The organism is Rhizohabitans arisaemae, from assembly GCF_025996515.1.
GTDB lineage: Bacteria > Actinomycetota > Actinomycetes > Streptosporangiales > Streptosporangiaceae > Rhizohabitans > Rhizohabitans arisaemae.
The window spans coordinates 94,605-117,018 of sequence record NZ_BLRH01000001.1; the positions used below are offsets into that span (position 1 = coordinate 94,605).

A 22,414-nucleotide genomic window follows, 5' to 3' on the forward strand; every position below is an offset into this window, starting at 1 on the left:
CGGAAGCGGGGCGGCGCGCCTGCCCGGCGCGCGGCTCCGCCGCAGGGAACACTCGGTTCGTTCCGGGCGGACCTCCTCGTTACATCGCTAGTTACCGGCGAGTAGCATAAGGGGCGGAAGCCATCCCTACCCAAGGAGCGGGCCGTGCCTTCACGTGAGGTGGTATTCGTCGACGGCGTGCGAACGCCGTTCGGCAGGTCGGGGCCGAAGGGAGTCTACGCGGAGACCCGCGCCGACGATCTGATCGTCCGGGTCGTGCGGGAGCTTCTCCGGCGCAACCCCGCGCTGCCCCCCGAACGGGTCGACGAGGTGGCGATCGCCGCCACCACCCAGATCGGGGACCAGGGGCTGACCATAGGCCGGTCCGTCGCGGTCCTGGCGGGCCTGCCCAAGTCGGTCCCCGGCTACGCGATCGACCGGATGTGCGCGGGCGCCATGACCGCCGTGACCACCGTGGCGGGCGGCATCGCGTTCGGCGCCTACGACGTGGCGATCGCCGGCGGCGTCGAGCACATGGGCCGACACCCGATGGGCGAAGGCGTCGACCCCAACCCCCGGTTCCTGGCCGAGAAACTGGTCGACCCCTCCGCGCTGGTCATGGGGATGACCGCGGAGAACCTGCACGACCGGTACCCCTCGATCACCAAGGAGCGCGCCGACGCCTACGCGGTCGCCTCCCAGGAGAAGTTCGCCAAGGCCTGCGCCGACGGCCGGATCCAGCCCGACCTGGTCCCGACGGCCGTCCGGGGGGCCGAGCGCGGCTGGGGGCTGGCCACCGCCGACGAACCCCCTCGGCCGGGGACCACCCTGGAGGCCCTCGCCGGGCTGAAGACCCCGTTCCGGCCGCACGGGCGGGTCACCGCCGGCAACTCGGCCGGGATCAACGACGGGGCCACCGGCTGCGTCGTCGCCGCCCGCGAGACCGCCGAGGAGCTGGGGCTGACCGCGCGGATGCGGCTCGTCTCCTACGCCTACGCCGGGGTGGACCCCGAGGTCATGGGGGCCGGGCCGATCCCCGCCACCGAGCGGGCCCTGCGGCTGGCCGGCCTCTCCATCGGCGACATCGGGCTCTTTGAGGTCAACGAGGCCTTCGCGGTCCAGGTCCTGGCGTTCCTGGAGCACTTCGGCATCGCCGACGACGACCCCCGGGTCAACCGGTACGGCGGCGCGATCGCCGTCGGGCATCCGCTGGCCTCCTCCGGGGTACGGCTGATGACGCAGCTCTCCCGGCAGTTCGCCGAGGAACCCCGCATCCGCTACGGGATGACGACGATGTGCGTGGGCATGGGCATGGGCGCAACTGTGATCTGGGAGAACCTGGCATGAAGAACACCGAGGAGATCGTCACCCGCGCGCTCGCCCGGGACGTCGACCTGCCCGGCGGCGCCGGGACGATGGTCCTGATCACCCTGGACAACGGCCACGACCACACCAAGCCCTCGACGTTCGGCGCCGGGGGCCTGGCCTCCCTGGACGAGGCGCTCACCGCCGTCGAGGGGCGGACCGACGTCGTCGCGGTCGGGCTGACCGGCAAGCCGTTCATCTTCGCGGTCGGGGCGGACCTGAAGGGCGCGGCCGCCATCACCACGCGCGAGCAGGCGCTGGAGGTGGGCCGGCTGGGCCACGCGGTGTTCCGCCGGCTCGGCGAGCTCGGGATCCCCTCCTTCGCGTTCGTCAACGGCGCGGCGATGGGCGGCGGCCTGGAGGTCGCGTTGCACTGCACCTACCGCACGATCTCCTCCGGGGTGCCGGCGGTGGCCCTGCCGGAGTGCTTTCTCGGGCTGATCCCGGGGTGGGGCGGCACGCGGCTCCTCCCCCACCTGATCGGTCCCGAACGCGCGCTCAAGCTGATCATCGAGAACCCGCTCTCCCAGAACCGGATGATCAAGGGGCCGGAGGCGTTCGCCCTGGGGGTCGCCGACGCGATCTTCGATCCCGCCGACTTCCTGGAGGAGTCGCTGCGGTGGGCCTCGGCCGTACTCCGCGGCGAGATCACCGTGGATCGCCCGGCCTACGCCGACCAGGACTGGAGTGGGCCGATCACCCAGGCCCGCGGGCTCGTCGACCTCAAGCTGCGCGGAGCCAGCCCGGCGCCCTACCGTGCCCTGGACCTGCTGGCCGCGGCGCGGACCGCGACCCGGGACGAGGGGTTCGCCCTGGAGGACGAGGCCCTCGCCGACCTGATCGTCGGGGACGAGCTCAAGGCCGGCCTCTACTCCTTCGACCTGGTCCAGCGCCGGGCCAAGCGACCGGCCGGAGCCCCGGACTCGGCGCTCGCCCGGCCCGTCACCAAGGTCGGGCTGGTCGGCGCGGGGTTGATGGCCTCCCAGCTCGCCCTGCTGTTCGTCCGCCGGCTCCGCGTTCCCGTCGTGCTCACCGACCTCGACCAGGCCAGGGTCGACAAGGGCGTGGACTATGTACGGACGGAGGTCGACAAACTCCTCGCCAAACGGCGGATCACCTCCGACGAGGCGAATCGCCTGAAGTCCCTCGTCTCGGGCTCCCTCACCAAGGACGCGTTCGCCGACGCCGACTTCGTCATCGAGGCCGTGTTCGAAGACCTCGCCGTCAAACGGAAGGTCTTCGCCGAGGTCGAGGAGGTCGTCTCCGACACCTGCGTCCTGGCCACCAACACCTCCTCGCTGTCGATCACCGCGATGGCCGAGGGCCTCCGGCGTCCCGAGCGGGTGGTCGGCTTCCACTTCTTCAACCCGGTCGCGATCCTGCCCCTGCTGGAGATCATCCGGGGGGACGAGACCGACGACGCGACACTGGCCACCGCCCTGGCCACCGGGAAGGCGCTGAGGAAGTCCTGCGTCCTGGTGAAGGACGCGCCCGGCTTCGTGGTCAACCGCCTCCTCACCCGGTTCATGGGCGAGGTGACGGCGGCGGTCGACGAGGGCACCCCGCTGGAGACGGCCGACCACGCGGTCGACCCGCTGGGCCTGCCCATGTCGCCGTTCGCGCTGCTCCAGCTGGTCGGCCCCGCCGTCGCCCTGCACGTGAGCGAGACGATGCACGCCGCCTATCCGGCGCGCTTCCCGGTCTCGGAGAACCTGCGCAAGCTGGTCTCGGCCGGGAAACCGGGTGTCTTCCACCCGGACTTCACGCCCGACCCCGAAGCCGCCGCGCTGTTCACCGGCGGCGACTCCCCGTCGGACGCCGAGGCCGTACGGCGGCGGGCGCTGGCCGCCCTCGCCGAAGAGGTCCAGATCATGCTGGAGGAGGGGGTCGTGGCCGCACGCGAGGACATCGACCTGTGCATGCTCCTCGGCGCCGGGTGGCCCTTCCACCTGGGCGGCATCACGCCGTACCTCACCCGGGTGGGCCTGCTGCCCTGACCGAGCCCGCGTGATCGTCGTGGCGTGTGCCCCCTTTCGGGGTGCGCACGCCACAACGATCACACGAGCCAGGGGGTACGGGCCACATCGCACCCCGACCCACCTTCAGCCGTACCGAACGCGACACCCGTGATCGTTGTGTTGTGCGTTCCTCGCGGGGTGCGTACAGCACAACGATCACCAGAAAGCCCCGAGCAAGCCCACCATGCGCCACCCACGGCCGCACCAAGTTCAACACCCCGTGATCATTGTGGTGTGCGCACCCCGCAGGGGACGCACAACACAACGATCACGCGAGCCGACACGGTACGGGCCACCGCCACACCCCGCCCCACCCACAGCCGCACCGAACACCGCGCCGTGATCGTTGTGCTGTGCGCACCGCGAGAGGAACACACACCACAACGATCACCAGAAAGCCCCGAGCCGCCCACAGCCGAACCCCGTGATCATTGCGGAATGCGCACCCCGCAGGAGACACACAACACAACGATCACCAGAAAGCCGTGAGCGAGTACCACAACCCGAGCCGCCCACAGCCGCACCCTGTGATCGTTGGAGAGTGCGCACCCCGCGGGGGACGCACAACACAACGATCACGCGAGCCGACACGGTACGGACCACCGCCACACCCCGCCCCACCTTCAGCCGTACCGAACACACACCCCGTGATCATTGCGGAATGCGCACCCCGCAGGAGACACACAACACAACGATCACCAGAAAGCCGTGAGCGAGTACCACAACCCGAGCCGCCCACAGCCGCACCCTGTGATCGTTGGAGAGTGCGCACCCCGCAGGGGACGCACAGGACAACGATCACCGGAAACCCCGAGCCGGGGTACGGCCGACGGACGGCCCGCCGCGCCGAACCGGGTGTGCCAGGCGCGCCGGCGCAGCCCGTACCGGGATCAGGTCAGGAGTTTGTCGAGGCGGATCGGGAGGTCGCGGACGCGGATCCCGGTGGCGTGGTGGACCGCGTTGGCGACCGCGGCGGCGGTGCCGACGATGCCGATCTCCCCGATGCCCTTGGATCCCATCGGGTTGAGGTGCGGATCGGACTCCTCGACCCAGTACGCCTCCACCGCGGGGACGTCCGCGCAGGCCGCGACGTGGTACTGGGCGAGGTCGTGGTTGAGGTAGTCGCCGAACTCCCGATCCAGCACGCTCTCCTCCAGCAGCGCCATGGACAGGCCCATGGTCATCCCCCCGATGAACTGGGAGCGAGCCGTCTTGGGGTTGAGGACCCGGCCCACGGCGAAGACGCCGAGCAGGCGGCGCACCCGGGCCTCCCCGGTGTCGCGGTCCACCCCCACCTCGGCGAACTGGGCGCCGAAGGCGTGCCGGGCGAACCGCGACGGCTCCCCGTTCTCCTCGGTGGTGTCGACGCTCACCGTCACGCCGGTCGAGGGGGTGCCGCCGCGCCGGTCGAGTTCGTCCCGGAGCGCCTCGCAGGCCCGGGTCACGGCCGTCCCCCAGGAGGCGGTGCCCGACGACCCGCCCGCCAGCGAGGCCCGGGGCAGCGCGCTGTCCCCGATCGCCACCCGGACCCGGCCGAGCGGGACGCGCAGCACGTCGGCGGCGATCTGGGTCAGGACGGTACGGGCGCCGGTGCCGATGTCGGCGGCGGCGATCCGCACGGTGAAAATGCCCCCTGGCTCGGCCCGGGCCGTGGCCTGGCAGGCGCTGCGGTACACGGGGTAGGTGGACGCCGCGACCCCGGTCCCGATCAGAAGCCGCCCCCGCCGCCGGACCCCCGGGGCGGGGTCCCGGTCCGCCCAGCCGAAGCGCCGCGCGCCGTCGCGCAGGCAGGCCACGAGGTTGCGTGAGCTGAACGGGAGCCCCGTCTCGGGATCGACCTCCGGCTCGTTGCGGATCCGCAGCTCGATCGGGTCCAGACCGCAGGCGGCGGCGAGTTCGTCCATCGCGGACTCCAGGGCGAACATGCCCGGGGCCTCGCCGGGGGCGCGCATCCAGGACGGCGTCGGCACGTCCAGCCGGACCAGCCGGTGGGTGGTCCGCCGGTTCGGCGCGGCGTACATGATCCGGGTGGGGGTCGTGGTCTGCTCGGCGAACTCGTGGATCGTCGAACTCTGTTCGACCGCGTCGTGCACGATCGCCGTCAGATGCCCGTCGGGGTGGGCGCCGAGCCGTACCCGCTGGATGGTCGGGGTCCGGTAGCCGGTGACCGAGAACATCTGCTGCCGGGTCACCGCGAGCTTCACCGGGCGGCCGGTCCGCCGGGCGGCGAGGGCGGCGAGCACCACCGGCGGGTGAGGCTCGCCTTTGGCCCCGAAGCCGCCGCCCACGTGCGGGGCGATCACCCGTACGCTCGACGGCTCGATCCCGAACAGCGGGGCGACGGCGTCCCGGAGGCTGGTCGCCCCTTGGGTGGAGTCGTACAGGGTGAGGCCTTCGGCGTCCCATCGGGCGACCGTGGCGTGCGGCTCCATCGGGTTGTTGTGCTCGGCGGGCGTCCGGTAGACGGCGTCCACCGTGACCGGGGCCGCCGCCAGCGCCGTGTCCGGATCCCCCTGCTGGACGTCGGCGGGAAGGTCGGGGTTGACCCTTTCCGGACGGTACAGCCGGGGGTGGTCGGCCCGCAGCCCCACGTCGTGGCGTTCCACGGCGTACTCCACCCCGACCCGCAGCGCCGCCTCCCGCGCCTCCTCCAGCGTCTTCGCGATCACCACGGCGATGTACTGCCCCCGGTAGGCGACCCGTGGCGACTGGAGCACGTGGAGTTCGGCGTTGCCGACGCGCTCGAGTTTCGGCGCGTTGCCGTGCCACAGGACGTCGATCACCCCGGGGAACGTGAGCGCCTCCGCCACGTCGACCGCGATCACCTCGCCCCGGGCCACGACCGACGGAACGGGCGCCGCGTAGACCATGTCCTCGATGGGGTGCTCGAAGGCGTACCTGGCCCGGCCGGTGACCTTCTCCAGCCCCTCGACCCGATCCGCCTCCGTGCCGACCGCGCGGGCGGCGACGGTGGTCACGAGACCCCCACGAGGTCGAGCAGGGCACGGACCACGACGTTGCGGACGAGTGCCACCTTGAACCCGTTCTCGGTCAGCGGCCGGGCCGCGGTCAGTTCGGCGTCGGCGGCCCGGCGGAACGACGCCTCGGCGATCGGGGCGCCGCGCAGCTCCGCCTCGGCCCGTTCGGCCCGCCACGGGACGGGCGCGACCCCGCCGAGCGCGATCCGGCAGTCGCGGATCGTCCCGCCGGACTTGTCCACCGCGGCGGCCACCGAGACCACGGTGAAGGCGAACGACGCCCGGTCGCGGACCTTGCGGTAGCGGGAGCAGGCGGCGTACGGCAGGGCGGGGATCTCGACCGCGATGATCAGGTCGCCGGGCTCCAGAACGGTGTCGCGCTCGGGTTCGTCCCCGGGCAGCCGGTGCAGCCCGGGCATCCGCACGGTGTACGGCCCCGCGGCGCCCTCGACGTGGACGACCGCGCCGAGGGCGGTGAGCGCGACCGCCATGTCGGAGGGGTGGGTGGCGACGCAGAAGTCGGAGTAGCCGAGGATCGCCAGATTCCGGTGGTCCCCCGCGCGGGCCGGGCAGCCGGTGCCGGGCCTGGCCTTGTTGCACGGCTTGGAGGGGTCCTGGAAGTAGGCGCAGCGGGTGCGCTGGAGCAGGTTGCCGGCGACCGTGGCCATGTTGCGGATCTGGCCGGAGGCCCCGGACAGCAGTGCCTGGGCGAGCATCGGGTAGCGGCGCCGGACCGCCGGGTGGGCGGCGAGGTCGGCGTTGCGGACACCCGCGCCGATCCACAGCCCGCCGTCCGGGCGTACCTCGATCGCGTCCGAGCAGGCCCGGGTGACGTCGACCAGCGTCCGGGGTGCCAGGACGCCCAGCCGCATCAGGTCCACCAGGTTGGTGCCGCCGCCCAGGTACATCGCGCCGGGCTCGGCGGCGAGCTCGGCCAGGGCCGTGCGCGCGTCGCCGGGGCGCCGATAGACGAAGGGTCTCATCGGGCCACCTCGGCGATGGCGGCGACGATGTTGACGTAGGCGCCGCAGCGGCACAGGTTGCCGCTCATCCGTTCGCGGATCTCCGCCTCGTCGAGCCGGGCGTCCACGGACCCGCCGTCGGCGGTGACGATGCTCGGCCAGCCCGCCCGCGCCTCGGCGAGCATGCCGACGGCCGAGCAGAGCTGCCCCGGGGTGCAGTAGCCGCACTGCAGGGCGTCGTGGCGGACGAACGCCGTCTGGAGCGGATGCGGGACGCTCCCGTCGGCGAGTCCTTCGACCGTGGTGATCTCCCGGTCGTCGAGGGCGACCGTAAGGGTCAGGCAGGAGGTCACCCGGCGCCCGTCCACCAGGACGGTGCACGCGCCGCACTGCCCGTGGTCGCACCCCTTCTTGGCCCCGGTCAGATCGAGCCGTTCGCGCAGCGTGTCCAGGAGCGTCTCCCGGGTGTCCACGGTGATCGGGTACCCGATGCCGTTGACCGAGAGCCGCATCTCCATCGTCACCGGTGCCGAGAGGTCCTCGTCGTCGTTCACGGGCGAGGTCTACCCATCCGGCGCCGGACCCATCGCCCACCTGCGAGTATTTGACCATTCCCGGATATGTCCCAGAAAGACGACCCGATCCTCCGGTCCGACGCCGATCCCGTACGGCGCGCACGGCCCCGGCCGGACGCCGCCCGCAGGCCGTACCGCCCGCCCTCGCCGCCCCGTCCCGGAACCGGCGAAACATCGTGGATCCGGTACGGCGACCGCGGCCCGGGCCCTCCGTCCCCCGCCTGGCCGAGCGCCGCCCGCAGGCCGTACCCCTCCGGACTCTCGCGGGAACGCGCCTCAGCCGCGGGCCTCGTCGGCGGCGAGGCGGCTGTGGCGGTAGCCGTACCAGCGGTAGACGAACAGGCCGATCACCATCCACACCGAGAACCGGATCCAGGTCTCGACCGGCAGGTTGAGCATCAGGTAGAGGCTGGCCAGGCAGGACAGGATCGGCAGCAGGGGGACGTACGGCGTGCGGAACGCCCGATGCAGGTCGGGGCGGGTCCGGCGCAGGACGATCACCCCGGCGGCGACCCCCATGAAGGCGAACAGCGTGCCGATGTTCACCAGCTCGGCCAGCTCCGACAGCGGGATCAGGCCCGCCAGCACCGCGGTCACCGTGCCGATCAGGAGGGTCGTCCGGTACGGCGTGCGGTACTCCGGGTGCACCCGGGCGAGCCGCTCGGGGAGCAGCCCGTCCCGGCTCATCGCGAAGAGCACCCGGCTCTGCCCCATCATCAGGATCATGACCACGGTGGTGAGCCCGGCGAGCGCGCCGATGCTGATCACCGTGGCGAAGACGGGCTGCCCGACCGCGCGGAACGCGTCCGCCAGGGGGGCGTCGGGGTTCAGCTCCCGGTACGGCCGCATGCCCACGACCACGAGGGAGACCGCGACGTACAGGGCGGTGCAGGCGGCGAGGGAGACGATGATGCCGATCGGGAGGTCCCGCTGCGGATTCCTGGTCTCCTCCGCCGCCGTGGCCACCACGTCGAACCCGATGTAGGCGAAGAAGACGATCGCCGCGGCGGAGACCACGCCCAGCCAGCCGAAGGCGACCGGCGTGATCCCGAAGAGCACCTGGATGAGCGGCGCCGCGAGCCCGGAGACCGCCGGGGTGGGCTGCGCGGGCGGGACGAACGGCGTGTAGTTGGCCGTGTCCACGAAGAAGAGCCCGGCGACGATCACCAGGAGGATGACCGAGAGCTTGACGAGCACGATGACCAGGTTGATCCGCGCCGACAGCTTCACCCCGACGGTGAGCACCGCCGTGAGCACCGCCACGATCACCATCGCGGGGATGTTGAGGATCGCCTTCTCCCCGACCATCGACGCCGGCAGCTCCACCCCGAGGGTGGCCAGCAGGCTGGCGAAGTACCCCGACCAGCCCACCGCGACCACCGCCGCGCCGAGCGCGAGCTCCAGCATGAGGTCCCAGCCGATGATCCAGGCCGGGAACTCCCCCGCGGTGGCGTAGCTGAAGGTGTAGGCGGAGCCGGCGACCGGAACGGTCGAGGCGAGTTCCGCGTAGCAGATCGCGGCCAGCCCGCAGACGACCGCGGCGATCACGAACGAGATCGCGACCGCCGGTCCGGCGTTCTCCCTGGCGACCCGGCCGGTGAGCACGAAGATGCCGGTGCCGACGATGACGCCGATCCCGAAGACCGCCAGGTCGAGCGCGGACAGGCTGCGGTGAAGCCGGTGCTCGGACTTCTGGGCGTCCAGGAGCGAGCGCTCCACCGCCTTGGTGCGCCAGATCCCCACAGCCGCCCCCGATCCGCTTGTCGACCTGCGACGTTCCCGGAGAGCAGCCGTTCGTAACGGTCAGGAGCGGGGCGAGTAGTCCTCGTCCTGGAGTTCCTGGGAGCGCTTGGCCACCGCCTCGGTGATGCTCCGGGCCAGATCCTGGCCGGTGAGCCCGGCGTCCGCGAGGATTTTGGGCCGCTTGGCGTGGTCGAGGAACCGCTGCGGCAGGCCGAAGGTGCGGACGGGCACGTCGACGTCGGCGTCGCGCAGCAGCCGGGCCACCGCGTCCCCCACGGCGCCCACCCGGCCGTTGTCCTCCACCACGGCCACCAGTTTGTGCGTCCCGGCCAGGTCCGTGAGCGCCTCGTCCAGCGGCTGCACCCAGCGCGGGTCGACGACGGTCGTGCCGATGCCCTGGGCCTCCAGCAGCGCCGCCGCCTCCATCGCCGCCTGGGCCATCGGCCCCACCGCGACGAGCAGCACGTCCGGCTCGCTCTCGCGCAGCACGTCCATGGAGCCGAGCCGCCGGACCGCCTCCGCCTCCGGGGGTGTCGCGCCCTTGGCGAAACGCACCACCGTGGGGCCGTCGGTCACCTCGACCGCCTCCCGCAGCAGCGCCCGCAGCCGTACGGCGTCCCGCGGCGCGGCCACCCGCAGCCCGGGGATCACCTGGAGGATCGACAGGTCCCACATCCCGTTGTGGCTCGCCCCGTCGTCGCCGGTGGCCCCGGCCCGGTCCAGGACGACCGTGACGGGAAGCCGGTGCAGGGCGACGTCCATGAGCAGCTGGTCGAAGGCCCGGTTGAGGAAGGTCGCGTAGACGGCGACGACCGGGTGGAGCCCGCCGAGCGCCAGGCCCGCCGCGGAGGTGAGCGCGTGCTGCTCGGCGATCCCGACGTCGTAGCAGCGCTCGGGGAACGCCTCGGCGAAGGGGGCCAGCCCCACCGGGTGGAGCATCGCCGCGGTGATCGTCACGATGTCGGGCCGGACGGCGCCCAGCCGGACGATCTCCTCGCTGAACACGTTGGTCCAGCCGTGCGGCTTGGGCACCTCCTCCCCGGTGATCGGGTCGAAGGGCTGCGGGCTGTGGAAGCAGTCCTCCTCGTGGTTTTCGGCGGCGGCGTAGCCGAAGCCCTTACGGGTGAGGACGTGCACGATGACCGGCCCGCGGAAGTTGCGGGCCTTGCGCAGCGCCGACTCCACCGCCTGCTCGTCGTGGCCGTCGATCGGGCCGACGTACTTCAGGCCGAGGTCCTCGAACATGGCCTGGGGGGCGAGGATGTCCTTCAGCCCCTTCTTCATGCCGTGCAGCGTGCCGTAGAGCGGCTGGCCGACCATGGGCGTCCGGGTCACGTTCTTCTTGAGGAAGTCCAGGACCTGCTCGTAGTTCTGGGTGACCCGCAGCGAGGCGAGGTGGCTGGCGAGGCCGCCGATCGTCGGCGAGTAGGACCGGCCGTTGTCGTTCACCACGATGACCAGGGGAAGGTCCTTCACCCCGGCGATGTTGTTGAGCGCCTCCCAGGCCATCCCGCCGGTCAGCGCCCCGTCGCCGATGACCGCTACCACGCTGCGGTCCCGCTCGCCGCGCAGTTTGAACGCCTTGGCCATGCCGTCGGCGTAGGAGAGCGCGGTGGAGGCGTGCGAGTTCTCTATGACGTCGTGCTCGGACTCGGCCTGGCTCGGATACCCGGACAGGCCGCCCTCCAGGCGGAGGGTGTCGAAGCGGTCGGCGCGGCCGGTGAGCATCTTGTGCACGTACGCCTGGTGGCCGGTGTCCCACAGGATCGGGTCGCGCGGGGAGTGGAACACCCGGTGCAACGCGATGGACAGTTCGACGACCCCCAGGCTCGGCCCGAGGTGCCCGCCGCGGCGGGAGACCGAACGGACCAGCAGGTCGCGGATCTCGACGGCCAACCGGGGTAGCTGCTCGACGCGCAGGCGCCTGAGGTCTTCCGGTCCCTTCACCGACGCCAGCAGGTCGCCGGGTTCACCCGTCCGCTCGCTCACACCGATCCCCTCTGTTCCACCTCGGCTTCAGGGTGAGTCTAGTTCGAGGTATGCGCGAAACCTCCGGCTAACGCTGCTGAATCTGTATTGAACCCACCTTTACGTGTTGTTTGTCACACCCATAATCTGAGCCGCATTATGCGCGCATTTCACCATTTTCGCCGGTCTGTACCGGTGGTCGCGACCCTCGCCCTCGTCCTCACGGCGGGACCCGTCGCGAACGCGGAGGCGTCCGGCCGGACCCGTGAGGAGACGAAGAACACCGCCACCGCGGCCCCGCCGCCGACGGGCCGGGCCGCCGCCGTCGCCAGCCCGCTGTACCGGACCGGCCGCCTCGCCGTCACCGCCTGCGCGCCAGGGAAGATCAAATCAGGGAGCGCGGCCTCGTACCGGCGGTTCATGACCTCGCTCACCCGCTGCCTGGACCGCGCCTGGGCCCGGCAGTTCAAGTCCGCCGGCCTCCCCTTCGCCAAACCCGGGCTGCGCTTCCTCACCCGCCCCGCCGCCACCCCGTGCGGGAAGTGGCCGAAAGGCGCGACCGGGATCTACTGCTCCGCGGGCCGCACCATCTACATCTGGGTCGACGCCCGCTCCGTGCGTGAGGCCTTCGAGCTCGGCCAGGCCCAGTTCATGGCGCACGAGTACGCCCACCACGTCCAGGAGCTCGGCGGGATCCTGGGCTACTACTGGAGCCGCCAGAACGGCGTGGGCAAGTCCGCCAAGCTCGCCCTGTCCCGCCGGTTCGAACTCCAGGCCGACTGCCTCGCGGGCGCCTTCCTCGGCGCGGCCGAGGCCGCCCTCCCCGTCAACCGGCTGGAGTGGGAGAGCACCGTCGACTGGACCCGGCAGAACGGCCACAAGGGCTGGCCGGTCAACGACCACGGCAAGGGCGCCACCCAGGCGTACTGGCTCACCCATGGCTTCGGCGCGGCCTCCCCCACGGCCTGCAACACCTGGACCGTCGCCGCGTCCAAGGTCGCCTGACTCCTGCGACCGCGAGGTCCGCCCCGAACCGCCGTACGTGCCGCAACCCCGAAATCCGGGCGTCGAGCACGGTCGGACAAACACCCTCGACCCGGCCTCACCCACCACCCCTGGCACCACCGAGAAACAACCGCCCCGAGAACCTGCGGTGTTCCCCACAGAACGCGCCTGGGCCGGCCACTCCCGTCAGGCCCGGCGCTCAAGCCGCCCAAGGCCGTACCCACCGGTCGACCCCTGCTGATCATTGCGCTCTGCGCACCCCGGGAGGAACACACACCACAACGATCACGTAACCGGAACGGGCACAGCCCACCCCGCCCCAACCCATCACCCACGCCAAGGCCGTACCCCCTGTCGGCCCCTGATGATCGTTGCACTCTACGCATCCCGGAAGGAACACACACCACAACGATCACTGACCAGACACGGCCCGCCCCATCACCACGCCAAGCTCCGCGCCCAAGGCCGTACCCACCAGTGATCCTTGCCCTCTGCGCACCCCGGAAGGAACGCACACCGCAACGATCACGTAACGGGGACGACATGGCCGTCCGGCCACAACGAAATCCGCGGCGTCGGCGACTCAACCTCTTGAAGGACTTCATGGGTTGTAGGGGTGACGACGTCGAAGGAGCGGCCGGTGGCGGACCACGAAGGGTTCCGGGAGTTCGTGCTCGCGCGGGGGCCCGCGCTGTCACGGACGGCGTTCCTGCTCACCGGGGACCACGCCCTCGCCGAGGACCTGCTGCAGGAGACGCTGGTCAAGACGGCCGCGCGGTGGCGACGGGCGATGAGGGACGGCAACCCCGAGGGGTACGTCCGCAAGATCATGCTCAACCAGATGCGCACCTGGCGACGGCCGAGACGGTTGACGTTCCTCACCGTCGGCGAGGTCCCCGAGACCGCCGCCGGAGCGGACGAAGCCTCCCAGGCCGAGCGGAAGGTGCTGCTGAAGCGGGCGTTGGCGGTCCTGGCGCCCAGGCAGCGGGTCGTGCTCTACCTGCGCTTCTACGAGGACCTGACCGAAGCCGAGACCGCCGCACAACTGGACTGCTCGATCGGCACCGTCAAACGGCACGCCCACGACGCCCTGAAACGACTGCGAAAGGTCGCGCCGCGGCTACTCGCGGAATCCGACATCTCGGAGGTGCGCTCATGACCACACCACTGAACCGGGTCTATCGGGAGCTGGAGCAAGACGCCCGCGACTACGCCGACCCCGACCGGGCTCTCGCCGCGCTCCGCCGCCGCCGGACCCGGCGCGGGCTCACGGCCGCCTCTCTGGCGATCGTGATCGGGGTGGGTGGCGTCGTCCTCCACGAACGGGCCCCCACGCCGGCGAACCTCGCCGTACCGGCCCTGCAACCCCCAGGGGTGATCGAGCCGCCGGGTAACGCGGTGGCCCTGCCGGCCGGAACCGCCGTGGGAAGAGGCGTCCTGATCTACAGTCCGTGCCGGAACTGCGCCAACTTCCTGGTCACCGCCGACGGAAGGCAGTACCGGCTGGACTCGACTCCCGCCTCCGGCAACTTCACGCTCTCTCCGGACGGGCGCTACCTCGGGATGCCGGTGGGCGAGAACTACCGGTCGTTCGACCTGATCGGCGGAGGGACGGCCGATATCAGGAGGGATGCCGTGACCGAGCGACCAGGCTACGTCCTCAGGCCGTGGGTGTGGACCGCCGACCCGAATTTTCTGGTCCTGGCGGCCCACAGGGACGGAGACGTCGACTCCTACGTCATGATCGACATGTCGGTCCCCGGCGCGAACATTCATCGGTTGCCCCCGCCGGCAGGCCGTAAGATCACCATCGGCTACATGGCGTACGGGTACTTGAGCACCGGAACACCCCTCGAGCTGGACGAGAGGATCCACGAGCAGACACCGTTCTCCCGCCAAACCGAGGGCGTCGCGTTCAAGGAGGTACCGCTCAGCAACGGGAGCACGCTCAAGGCGGAGCACTCCCCGTCGGAGACCTTCTCCGACAAGGACCACGGGCTCCAAATCCAGGTCCGCGGTGAGCGGATCTACGCCGTCACCTACTCCGCCGAGGGCACCGCCGTGGTCCAGTACGACCTCCGCGGCCGGCGGCTCGCGCGGATGCCGCTGATGGCCGACGAGACCCCGCTCGGACCGTCGGAGTACGGGTACACGGTCATCCGCGGCCAATACGGCTCCGAGGGGTCCCAGACGTTGGTCTCCCTTTCCCCCACCGCGGTCTCCCTCTCCTCCACCGGGGTCTCCCTCTCCTCCACCGGGCGGCGAGAGCTGCTCACCCTGCCCGGCACCGCGACGGTCGTGCTGCCGGGTATGGCCCGGTACTGACCCCTTTACAAAGTAGATCTCCTGCGGGATCCGGCCGGGTCTCACCCGGGGATCGGGATGCGCAGGGACTCCCGCGCCGGGGGCGGCGGGGCGGTGACGTCGGCCGTGAGCATCGTGGCCACCGTGTACAGATGCCAGGCGAGCGCCGGCCTGCGAACCGGGCCGTCGGCGAAGAGCGCCTTCACCCGCTCCGGCCGGACGATCCTCTCCAACGCGGCGCAGCCGACCACCCCGTCGCGGAGTATCCCGCTCAGCTCCGCATTCGGATGCGTCCGCCAGCTCCACGCCTTGCCCGCGGGCGCGGGCGGCGGCTTCGGGGCGGCCGGCTCGGGTGCCCGCAGGATCCGCTGGAGCAACCCCGGCCTGCTGCGCCTGGCGGCGTCGGCCTCGAAGCGCCACGGCCCGCCCTGCAGCGGGATCCCGATGAGCCCCGGGCAGAACTCCGCGATCAACGCGTGCACGACGGCCTCGGATCGGCGCCAGAGCGGATCGAGCACGAGCGCGGAGCCCACCACCCGGTTGTCCAGGAACGGGGTGATCGACGTGCCGCGCCGCAGCGCCCCGGCCCGGGCCGCGGCGTGCCATCGGCCCACTCGGTGGATCACGTACATGTGGTCCATGGTCTCCGGCCCCCGGGTCGCGGCCCGCTCCCGCCAGAAAGCCGCGAGGCCGGCCGCGTGCGCGTTCGCCTCCTCGGTGAAGAGCCGGTCGTCGCCGAGGAAGAGGCCGGAGACCTTCCGCTCGATGCCGCTCTGGACCACCGACGCCATCCCGCTGAGGTAGCCGCCGCGCAGGATCTCCCCGCTCTGCCCCGACATCGTGGGCTTGGCGGAGTACGGACCGTAGTCCACGATGCTCTCGTAGGCCGAGGTCATCCCCTCGCAGACCCGGATCACGTCCAAAGCCCGGTCCAGCGGGTGCGGCGCGACCACCTCCGTGCGGGCCGCGGAGCGCGCCGGGGGGATGACGCGGTGCTCGACGCCGAGGGCGCCGGCCACCCGGCGGGCGAGGACCACGTCGGGGTTGTCCTCCAGCCCGTAGGTGGTCGCGGTGAAGGGCACCCCGGCCGCGTGCAGCGTCGCGGCGATCAACCGGCTGTCCCGGCCCCCGGTGAGCGCGAGCGCCACCGGCTCCGTCGCCGCCCGCAGCGGCCGTACCGCGGTGATCAGCGCCTCGGCGAGCTCGGCGACCTGCTCCCCCCTCCGCCGCTGCCCGCCCGGGACCGCGCTCGGCAGCGTGGCCGAGGTGAGGGTCCGCCGGCCGTCCTCGACGGAGATCTCCGTGGCCGCGGGGAGCGTGGACACCCCGGCGAACGGGGTCTCGTCGGAGAGGAGATAGCCCTGGCGGACCATGGACTGCAGGGCGAGCTCGTCCCACTCGACTCCGCGGTGCCCGTCCGCCGACCGCGCCACCAGGTGGACCAGGAGCGCCCGGGATCCGACCAGGTGCAGTTCGGGGGTCTCGGCGTAGTAGACGGGGTGGGCCCTGGTCATCCCGGTCACGGCGGTCACCCGGGTCCGGTCGGCGCGGAAGGCCGCGAAGCATCCGCCGGTACGGCCGGCGTCGGCGAACAGCCCGCTCAGCTCGCCTGGGTCGACGAGGTATCCGTTCAGGCCGACGGCGGCGTCGTGGGTCCGGGTGAGGATGTCCGGCGAGGTCCGCTCGTTGGACCAGGCGAGCAACGCGAGGTCCCCGGCCGGGGAGTGCCATTCGTCGGCGGCGACGGTGTCTGCCGGGACGGGAAACGCGGTGACGACGGCCTGCCTGGCCGCGGCCGCCGCTCGGCCCACCGCGGCGCCGTTCCGCTGTTTGGCGGCCACCGCCAGGAACACCCGCATCCCTGCCCCCTCCGATTCGCGGCGCGACGACCGGGTTCCGTGATCTTCAATGCGTGACCGTATCGCAGAAGAAAGCGCCAAATAGTGGGAAATGAGCACCAGGCCGGGTCCCCACCCCCGCGATCATTCGCCCGGCCTTAATCTTTGTTTACTCATTCCATGACATTTCATAGCCTTAGGCCTCTATGTCCTCCACTCCCCCGCCGAAGCCGAACCGGCCGCTCGCCGCGGTGATCATCGCCGTGCTGGCCTGCGCCGTCGTGGCCGTCACCGTCTACCGGTACACGGCGGAGAACGTGGTCGGGCGGTCCGCGACCGTCGAGTCCGGCGACCGGACCCCCGGTCCCGTCGACGAGGCGACGCCGTCGCCCTCGCCGTCGCCGGCCGCGCCGAAACGACCGAAGGCCCGGCCGCTGACGGGCCGGGCCCTGGCGACGTCCAGCCCGCTCTACCGGACCAACGGGATGTCCGCCGGAAACTGCCGGGTGAAGCCCTTCCAGGCGGGCGTCCTCGCGTCGGCCCGACGCTACGCGCAAGGGCTCGCCGTGTGCCTGGAGCGCGCGTGGGCCAAGCAGTTCGAGGGGGCCGGACTGGACTTCTGGGCCCCCAGCTTCAAGATCATCGCCAAGCCCGCCCGCACCTCCTGCGGCCCGTGGTCGAAAGACGCCCAGGGGATCTACTGCGACGAGTCACAGACGATCTACATCCTGCTCGACCGGGACATCCTCGACGACCCGGGCGACCTCTTCCTGGCCAGCCTGGTCGCCCATGAGTACGGCCACCACGTCCAGCTTCTCACCGGGATCCTGTCCTACTACGATGTGACCTTCCCGCCGACCAAGGCCGGTGAGCTCACCCTCTCCCGGCGGCTGGAACTCCAGGCGGAGTGCCTGGGCGGGGTCTTCCTCGGCAGCGCCCGCGACTCCCTGGCCATCGGGGACGCGACGTGGCAGGAGCTCCTGGAGACGATGCGGGCGAGCGGCGACGAGGCGTTCAAGGAACGCGACCACGGCAAGGGCGCCAACATCGCCCACTGGCTGGACCGCGGTTACCGCTCGGCGAACCCCTCCGCCTGCAACACCTGGACCGCCGCCAGGCGCAACGTGAGCTGACCGCCGGTCGCGATTCCGGTACGGCGCCGCGGCCCGCTCCGGCCGGGCCTCCTTCGGCGGACCGTCCGCGCCCACCCTGATCGGGTACGGGCTCCGCCGGGCCGATCCGCACGGCGCGAGCCCACAGCCCGAGCCGCCATGCGGCCGTACCCCACAGGGTCGATCACCCCGCGGATGACGGTCCGAGGCGCCGTCCGACGACGCCCTCACCGGGGCGCCGCGTCACTGTGATCATTAATTTGTTTCCATATTTCATGACATTTCATAGCCTTGGGCCTCTATGTCCTCCACTCCCCCGCCGAAGCCGGGCCGGTCCCGCGCCTCGGTGATCATCGCTGTTCTGACCTGCGCCATCGTGGCCGTCTCCGTCTTCCGGTACCTGGCGGGGAACACGACGGGGCGGCCCGCTCCCACCGAGACCGGCAACCCCACCCCCACCTCCACCCTCCCCCGTGCCCGGCCCGCCGCCGAGCCGGCACCGTCACCGATCGCGGCCAGACGGGCCAAGCCCGGCAAGCCGCCGACCGGCCGGGCCGCGGCGGTGTCCGGCCCGCTCTACCGGTTGGGCAGGCTACCTGCGGTGGAATGCCGGGTGGAGCCCTTCCGCGCGGGTGACCTCGCCTCGGCCAAGCGCCACCTGCACGGGCTCAACGGCTGCCTGGACCGGGCGTGGGCCCGGCAGTTCCGCGAGGCGGGGCAGAGATTCCGGGCCCCCAGCCTGAAGATCGTGACCAAGCCCGTCCGCAGTTCCTGCGGGTGGTGGGTGAAAGACGTCGCAGGGACCTACTGCGGTTCCTCGCGGACGATGTACATCCTGATCGACAAGGATTGGCTGACGGACCCCGGTTACCTGTTCCCGGCAAGCGTGGTCGCCCACGAATACGGCCACCACATTCAGCTTCTCACCGGAATCTCGGCCTACTACGACGCGACCTTCCCGCCGACCAAGGCAGGTGAACTCGCCCTTTCCCGCCGGTTCGAACTCCAGGCCGAGTGCCTGGCCGGGGTCGCCCTCAGCACCGTCCGCGCCGGCCTGCCCATCGAGGACCGGAGGTGGCAGGAGCTCCTGGAGACGACGCGGGAGAGCGGCGACGAGGCGTACAAGGACAACGACCACGGCAAGGGCGCCAACATCGCCCGCTGGCTGGACCGCGGCTACCGCTCGGGTGCCCCGTCCGCCTGCAACACCTGGACGGCGTCCAAGCGCAGCGTCGGCTGACCCGCCCCGGGACGTTCCGGTACGGCCCTACGGCGATCACCCCACCGCGACGGCGAAAGCGAAGTCATGCGGAATCATCGAGCGGGACCACGGGAGGGCGGCCGAAAGCCGTACCGCGTCAGCGGGCACATCCGCCGACGGGCCCGGGAAACGACCGACGGGGTGGCGCCCTGCGATTGGGCCGCCGGAGAGCTGTACCCGCGAGGACGCCGCCGCGATTCCGGTACGGCCCGCGCGGCCCGATCCGGCACCGCCGCCCGGGACACGGCGCACGTGCTCAGGCGGGCGTCGAACCCCGGGCGACCCGATCGGGGTACGGGCTGTCGCCGGGCCGACGGCGCGGTATCGCGCGAAACCCGAGCCGCCGGGCGGCCGTACCACATCGGGCCGGCCGCGCCGGGGACGGTCCGACCGCACCGGCGTGGAGGGAGCGGCTCCTACCCGTAGTAGGAGGAGGTGGAGGCGCCGAACAACGCGAAGCCGAACACCCCGAAGAAGAAGATCGCGAAGAGGAGCCAACCCGCGAGCACGATGTAGGACGTGACGAGTCCGGCGACGGCCATCCCGCGCCCCTCCTCACCGGATCGCTTGAGCTGGTTGAGGGAGACGTGGCCGAGGATGACGCCGACCACGCTGGTGACGCCGCAGGCGAGCAGCCCGACCAGGCCGCAGATGAGCGAGGCCACGGCCATGCCGTTGGTCGCCCGCGGCTGGTGGCCGTACTGCGGCCCGTACCCGGGCTGCGCGTACGCCTGCCGGCCGTAGGGATCGGCCGGTGGGGGCTGGCCCTGGTACCCGGGCTGGGCGTAGCCGCCCGAAGGGTAGCCTTGCTGGCCGTACTGATCGGTCTGCGGAGGCTGGCCTTGATACCCGGGCTGGGAATAGCCGCCCGAAGGATAGCCCTGCTGGCCGTACGGGTCTCCGGCGGGACCTTGCCCGGGGTGCCCGCCGGGCTGCTGCCACTGGCCCCCCTGCTGCTCGCCGTAGGTCATGTCGGCGCCCCCTGTTCAGATCGGAATCAGCGCAGCGTAACGACCTTCGGTAGTGATGACAACCGAAACGCCCGACCTGTCCTCATGCTGTAAGCAACGGACACGGCACCGCCGCCGGAGGTCGGCCCCCGGCGGCGGTGTACGGCCCGATCGGGCTCGGTCTTTGGCGAGCGGTGAGCGCGGGATGTCCGATTCCACGCCGCCCGCGATCACGCGTGCCCCCGCGGACGCGTCCCCGGACGGGTGAGGCCGAACTCTCCCCGAGGACCCGGCTTGGTGCCGTCGGGGACACCAAGCCAGGTCACGCGTCATCGGACTGTCAGCCCACCGGACCGTTGACCACGATGTTGTCCACCGCTATGGCGCCGCCGTTGTGGAGACCCCAGATCAGGTAGTAGTCGTCGAACGCGCCCGTGGTGAACGTCACCGACCTCATCTTCACCCCGGACCCGGCCTTCTCCGTCTCCATCTTCCATCCCACGTCCTTGGCGAGTCCCCCGGTGTCGGTACGGGCCAGGAAGTAGTTCTCCACCGAGGTGTTCTCCGAGCCGAGGATCCGGTACCGGTAGGTCACCGTGTAGGTCGTCGAACGCTTCAGCTTCAGCTTGTTCTTGTCGGTGTAGAGGAACTGCGTCCATTCGTGCTGGGGATGCCACTGGGCGGACACGGAGTAGGTGCCCGACACCACCTGCGAGGGGTCCGAGGTGATCTTGCCGTTCGGGCCCGGCCAGTACGCCGTCTTGTCAAGGGTGCCGTTCTCGAAGTTCTCCCCGACGCAGCGGCACGGCGCGGCCGATCCGTCGTACTTCATCTTGTATTCGACTTTGCCGTCGCGTGGACCGACGCGGCCGACGTTCTTCGGCTTGACGGTGATCGTTTGGTCGTCGAACGCGGCCGGAATCGTGGTCTCGAAACCGTGCAGACCTCCGTATTGAGGATGGGCTGCACCGATGTCGTCACGCTGGGAGCCGGCGGTCACCGACTTGACCGGCTTGCCGTCCGCGAGGATGTCGACGTCGATCGGCGCGCGCGTGTCCGGGTCGATCGCCCAGCCCCTGATCAGAACGTTCTCACCTTGCCAGCGCACCTCGTCCAGTCCCCCGAACGGATCGTGCAGGGAGACCTCGGTCTCACAACCGAGCCGCGTCGCGACCCCGCCCGAGGTCGCGTCCACGCAGAGCTGATGCGGGACGCCTTCGACGCCGTCGTGTTTGATCCACACCTCCCAGCCGTGGTTGGGGCCGAAGGTGGGGTACCGGGCGGCGATGTCCGGACGAGGAAGCAGGGCGCCGAGGTCGCGGTAGACCTCCTGCGAGTCCCGGAACACGTCGAACCTCGCGGGCGCGGCCGTGTAGGGATCGATCATCCAGCCGCTGAGCACGGTGTAGGCGCCCGATTCGACGACGACGAGAGGATACCGGTGTTCGATGACGCCGAACGCCCGGGTGTCGTACTCAAGACAGCCGAGGCTGATGTACCTGGTCTGATACACAGCACTGACGCAGGCCTGGTGTACTCCTCTGGTCTGCGACACGGGAACGTCGAAGTTGAAGCCGTGCCAGTCGCCGACCGTGGGATTGGGCCTATGGGTGTTCGCCCAACTGAAATACCGCGTCCCCGTCCCGGCGATGACAAACACCTGGATGGACTGAGCAGGGGCCGCAGGGTCGGCCGCCCATCCTTTGACACGGAGCCGTCCTGCCGCCTCCAGGGCAACCCCCTCAAGCGCTCCCGTCACCGTACCGGTGGTCACGCCCTGGGGGGATGCTCCGGACTTCACCGGCGGAGGCTTGGGGAAACCGTCGGGGACTCGGTCGAGCAGCCGCGCCCTCGGCGGTACGGTCGTCTTCGGTGTCCCCGAGACAGCGGGGAGCCGGTTCCGATCGAACACGTTCGGCGTGTACGGGGTCTTTCCCTTCGAGCCCGCCTTCGGCTTCTTGGGCTTCGGATCCTTCACCGTGAGGGACCCGAGCCCCTCCGCGGATTGAACCAGCGTGGACGAGCGGGCCTCGCTCGGCGCGTAGGCGGTGCCGCCGGCGGCGGCCTGCGCCGGCGACGCCAAGGGGAGAAGCAGCAGCGAGAACAGTGCGCTCGCGGCTCGCAGGGTGTTCTTTCCTCTTCGCATACTCATTTCCTTCGACTGTCCGGGCACGTTGGGACGGGGGTGGGAATCGGCGGAACGGCCAAGGTCGTCGAGGCCCTTCACGAGGCGGTGGCGTGGACCACGGTGTCGAACGCCCTCAGCAGGCCGGCGGCTTCGGTCACCGCGGGGATCCCCTCGGTGTAGACCTTCTTGGCCAGCCGCTCCGAATGCGCGTCGAAACGCCCCCGCAAC

The 22,414-nt window shown here is 71.1% G+C and carries 15 protein-coding genes; 7 read left to right on the top strand and 8 right to left on the bottom strand.

Features of this window, described 5'->3' with window-relative positions:
- Positions 1–144 precede the first annotated feature (144 nt).
- Both RUR_RS00415 and RUR_RS00420 read left to right on the top strand, forming a co-directional pair.
- A complete protein-coding gene (locus RUR_RS00415; protein WP_283132792.1) occupies positions 145–1,326 on the top strand; it encodes a thiolase family protein in 1,182 nt (393 codons plus the stop codon).
- Positions 1,323–3,341, top strand: coding sequence for a 3-hydroxyacyl-CoA dehydrogenase NAD-binding domain-containing protein (locus RUR_RS00420; RefSeq protein WP_283132793.1), 2,019 nt, complete (start codon positions 1,323–1,325; stop codon positions 3,339–3,341). Before RUR_RS00415 ends, RUR_RS00420 begins: the two co-directional genes overlap by 4 nt.
- A 911-nt stretch (positions 3,342–4,252) precedes the next feature.
- Here the strand turns inward: RUR_RS00420 and RUR_RS00425 are convergent.
- The 5 genes from RUR_RS00425 to dxs form a co-directional block, all read right to left on the bottom strand.
- Positions 4,253–6,340 carry a xanthine dehydrogenase family protein molybdopterin-binding subunit gene (locus RUR_RS00425; RefSeq protein WP_283132794.1) on the bottom strand — a complete coding sequence of 696 codons (2,088 nt, stop codon included), beginning with the start codon at positions 6,338–6,340 and terminating at the stop codon, positions 4,253–4,255.
- Entirely contained in the window at positions 6,337–7,323 is a 987-nt protein-coding gene (locus RUR_RS00430; protein WP_283132795.1) for an FAD binding domain-containing protein, read from the bottom strand. The genes RUR_RS00425 and RUR_RS00430 overlap by 4 nt, the downstream gene beginning before the upstream one ends.
- Entirely contained in the window at positions 7,320–7,826 is a 507-nt protein-coding gene (locus RUR_RS00435; protein ID WP_428846885.1) for a (2Fe-2S)-binding protein, read from the bottom strand. Before RUR_RS00435 ends, RUR_RS00430 begins: the two co-directional genes overlap by 4 nt.
- A gap of 327 nt (positions 7,827–8,153) precedes the next feature.
- Positions 8,154–9,620: an amino acid permease gene (locus RUR_RS00440; protein WP_283132796.1), complete on the bottom strand. Its 1,467-nt coding sequence runs from the start codon at positions 9,618–9,620 to the stop codon at positions 8,154–8,156.
- A 60-nt stretch (positions 9,621–9,680) separates the two neighbouring features.
- A complete protein-coding gene (gene dxs / locus RUR_RS00445; RefSeq protein WP_283132811.1) occupies positions 9,681–11,579 on the bottom strand; it encodes a 1-deoxy-D-xylulose-5-phosphate synthase in 1,899 nt (632 codons plus the stop codon).
- Between the two features lie 204 nt (positions 11,580–11,783).
- Between dxs and RUR_RS00450 the strand changes: the two genes are divergently transcribed.
- From RUR_RS00450 to RUR_RS00460, 3 genes are all read left to right on the top strand, one after another.
- Positions 11,784–12,593, top strand: coding sequence for a neutral zinc metallopeptidase (locus RUR_RS00450; protein WP_283132797.1), 810 nt, complete (start codon positions 11,784–11,786; stop codon positions 12,591–12,593).
- 640 nt (positions 12,594–13,233) lie between these two features.
- The gene (locus RUR_RS00455) at positions 13,234–13,752 is read left to right on the top strand and encodes a SigE family RNA polymerase sigma factor (protein WP_283132798.1); all 519 of its coding nucleotides are present in this window, start codon (positions 13,234–13,236) and stop codon (positions 13,750–13,752) included.
- Complete coding sequence (locus RUR_RS00460) at positions 13,749–14,918, top strand: hypothetical protein (protein WP_283132799.1); 1,170 nt, start codon at positions 13,749–13,751, stop codon at positions 14,916–14,918. Before RUR_RS00455 ends, RUR_RS00460 begins: the two co-directional genes overlap by 4 nt.
- A gap of 41 nt (positions 14,919–14,959) precedes the next feature.
- Here RUR_RS00460 and RUR_RS00465 read toward each other — a convergent pair whose 3' ends face one another.
- Positions 14,960–16,756 carry an asparagine synthase-related protein gene (locus RUR_RS00465; RefSeq protein ID WP_283132800.1) on the bottom strand — a complete coding sequence of 599 codons (1,797 nt, stop codon included), beginning with the start codon at positions 16,754–16,756 and terminating at the stop codon, positions 14,960–14,962.
- Positions 16,757–16,941: 185 nt separating this feature from the next.
- Between RUR_RS00465 and RUR_RS00470 the strand changes: the two genes are divergently transcribed.
- Positions 16,942–17,868 carry a neutral zinc metallopeptidase gene (locus tag RUR_RS00470; protein WP_283132801.1) on the top strand — a complete coding sequence of 309 codons (927 nt, stop codon included), beginning with the start codon at positions 16,942–16,944 and terminating at the stop codon, positions 17,866–17,868.
- 280 nt (positions 17,869–18,148) lie between these two features.
- Positions 18,149–19,087, top strand: coding sequence for a neutral zinc metallopeptidase (locus RUR_RS00475; protein WP_283132802.1), 939 nt, complete (start codon positions 18,149–18,151; stop codon positions 19,085–19,087).
- 437 nt (positions 19,088–19,524) lie between these two features.
- On the opposite strand, the gene RUR_RS00480 is transcribed toward RUR_RS00475, so the two are convergent.
- Complete coding sequence (locus tag RUR_RS00480) at positions 19,525–20,079, bottom strand: DUF4190 domain-containing protein (RefSeq protein ID WP_283132803.1); 555 nt, start codon at positions 20,077–20,079, stop codon at positions 19,525–19,527.
- A 319-nt stretch (positions 20,080–20,398) separates the two neighbouring features.
- The gene (locus RUR_RS00485; protein WP_283132804.1) at positions 20,399–22,204 is read right to left on the bottom strand and encodes a hypothetical protein; all 1,806 of its coding nucleotides are present in this window, start codon (positions 22,202–22,204) and stop codon (positions 20,399–20,401) included.
- Positions 22,205–22,414: the final 210 nt, after the last annotated feature.

What these genes read in the sequence shown, in the direction of transcription:
- RUR_RS00480 (WP_283132803.1), bottom strand. Translation starts at nt 20,079, where the DNA reads ATGACCTACGGCGAGCAGCAGGGGGGCCAGTGGCAGCAGCCCGGCGGG.
- RUR_RS00460 (WP_283132799.1), top strand. Translation starts at nt 13,749, where the DNA reads ATGACCACACCACTGAACCGGGTCTATCGGGAGCTGGAGCAAGACGCC.
- RUR_RS00420 (WP_283132793.1), top strand. Translation starts at nt 1,323, where the DNA reads ATGAAGAACACCGAGGAGATCGTCACCCGCGCGCTCGCCCGGGACGTC.
- RUR_RS00465 (WP_283132800.1), bottom strand. Translation starts at nt 16,756, where the DNA reads ATGCGGGTGTTCCTGGCGGTGGCCGCCAAACAGCGGAACGGCGCCGCG.
- RUR_RS00485 (WP_283132804.1), bottom strand. Translation starts at nt 22,204, where the DNA reads ATGCGAAGAGGAAAGAACACCCTGCGAGCCGCGAGCGCACTGTTCTCG.
- RUR_RS00430 (WP_283132795.1), bottom strand. Translation starts at nt 7,323, where the DNA reads ATGAGACCCTTCGTCTATCGGCGCCCCGGCGACGCGCGCACGGCCCTG.
- RUR_RS00475 (WP_283132802.1), top strand. Translation starts at nt 18,149, where the DNA reads ATGTCCTCCACTCCCCCGCCGAAGCCGGGCCGGTCCCGCGCCTCGGTG.
- RUR_RS00470 (WP_283132801.1), top strand. Translation starts at nt 16,942, where the DNA reads ATGTCCTCCACTCCCCCGCCGAAGCCGAACCGGCCGCTCGCCGCGGTG.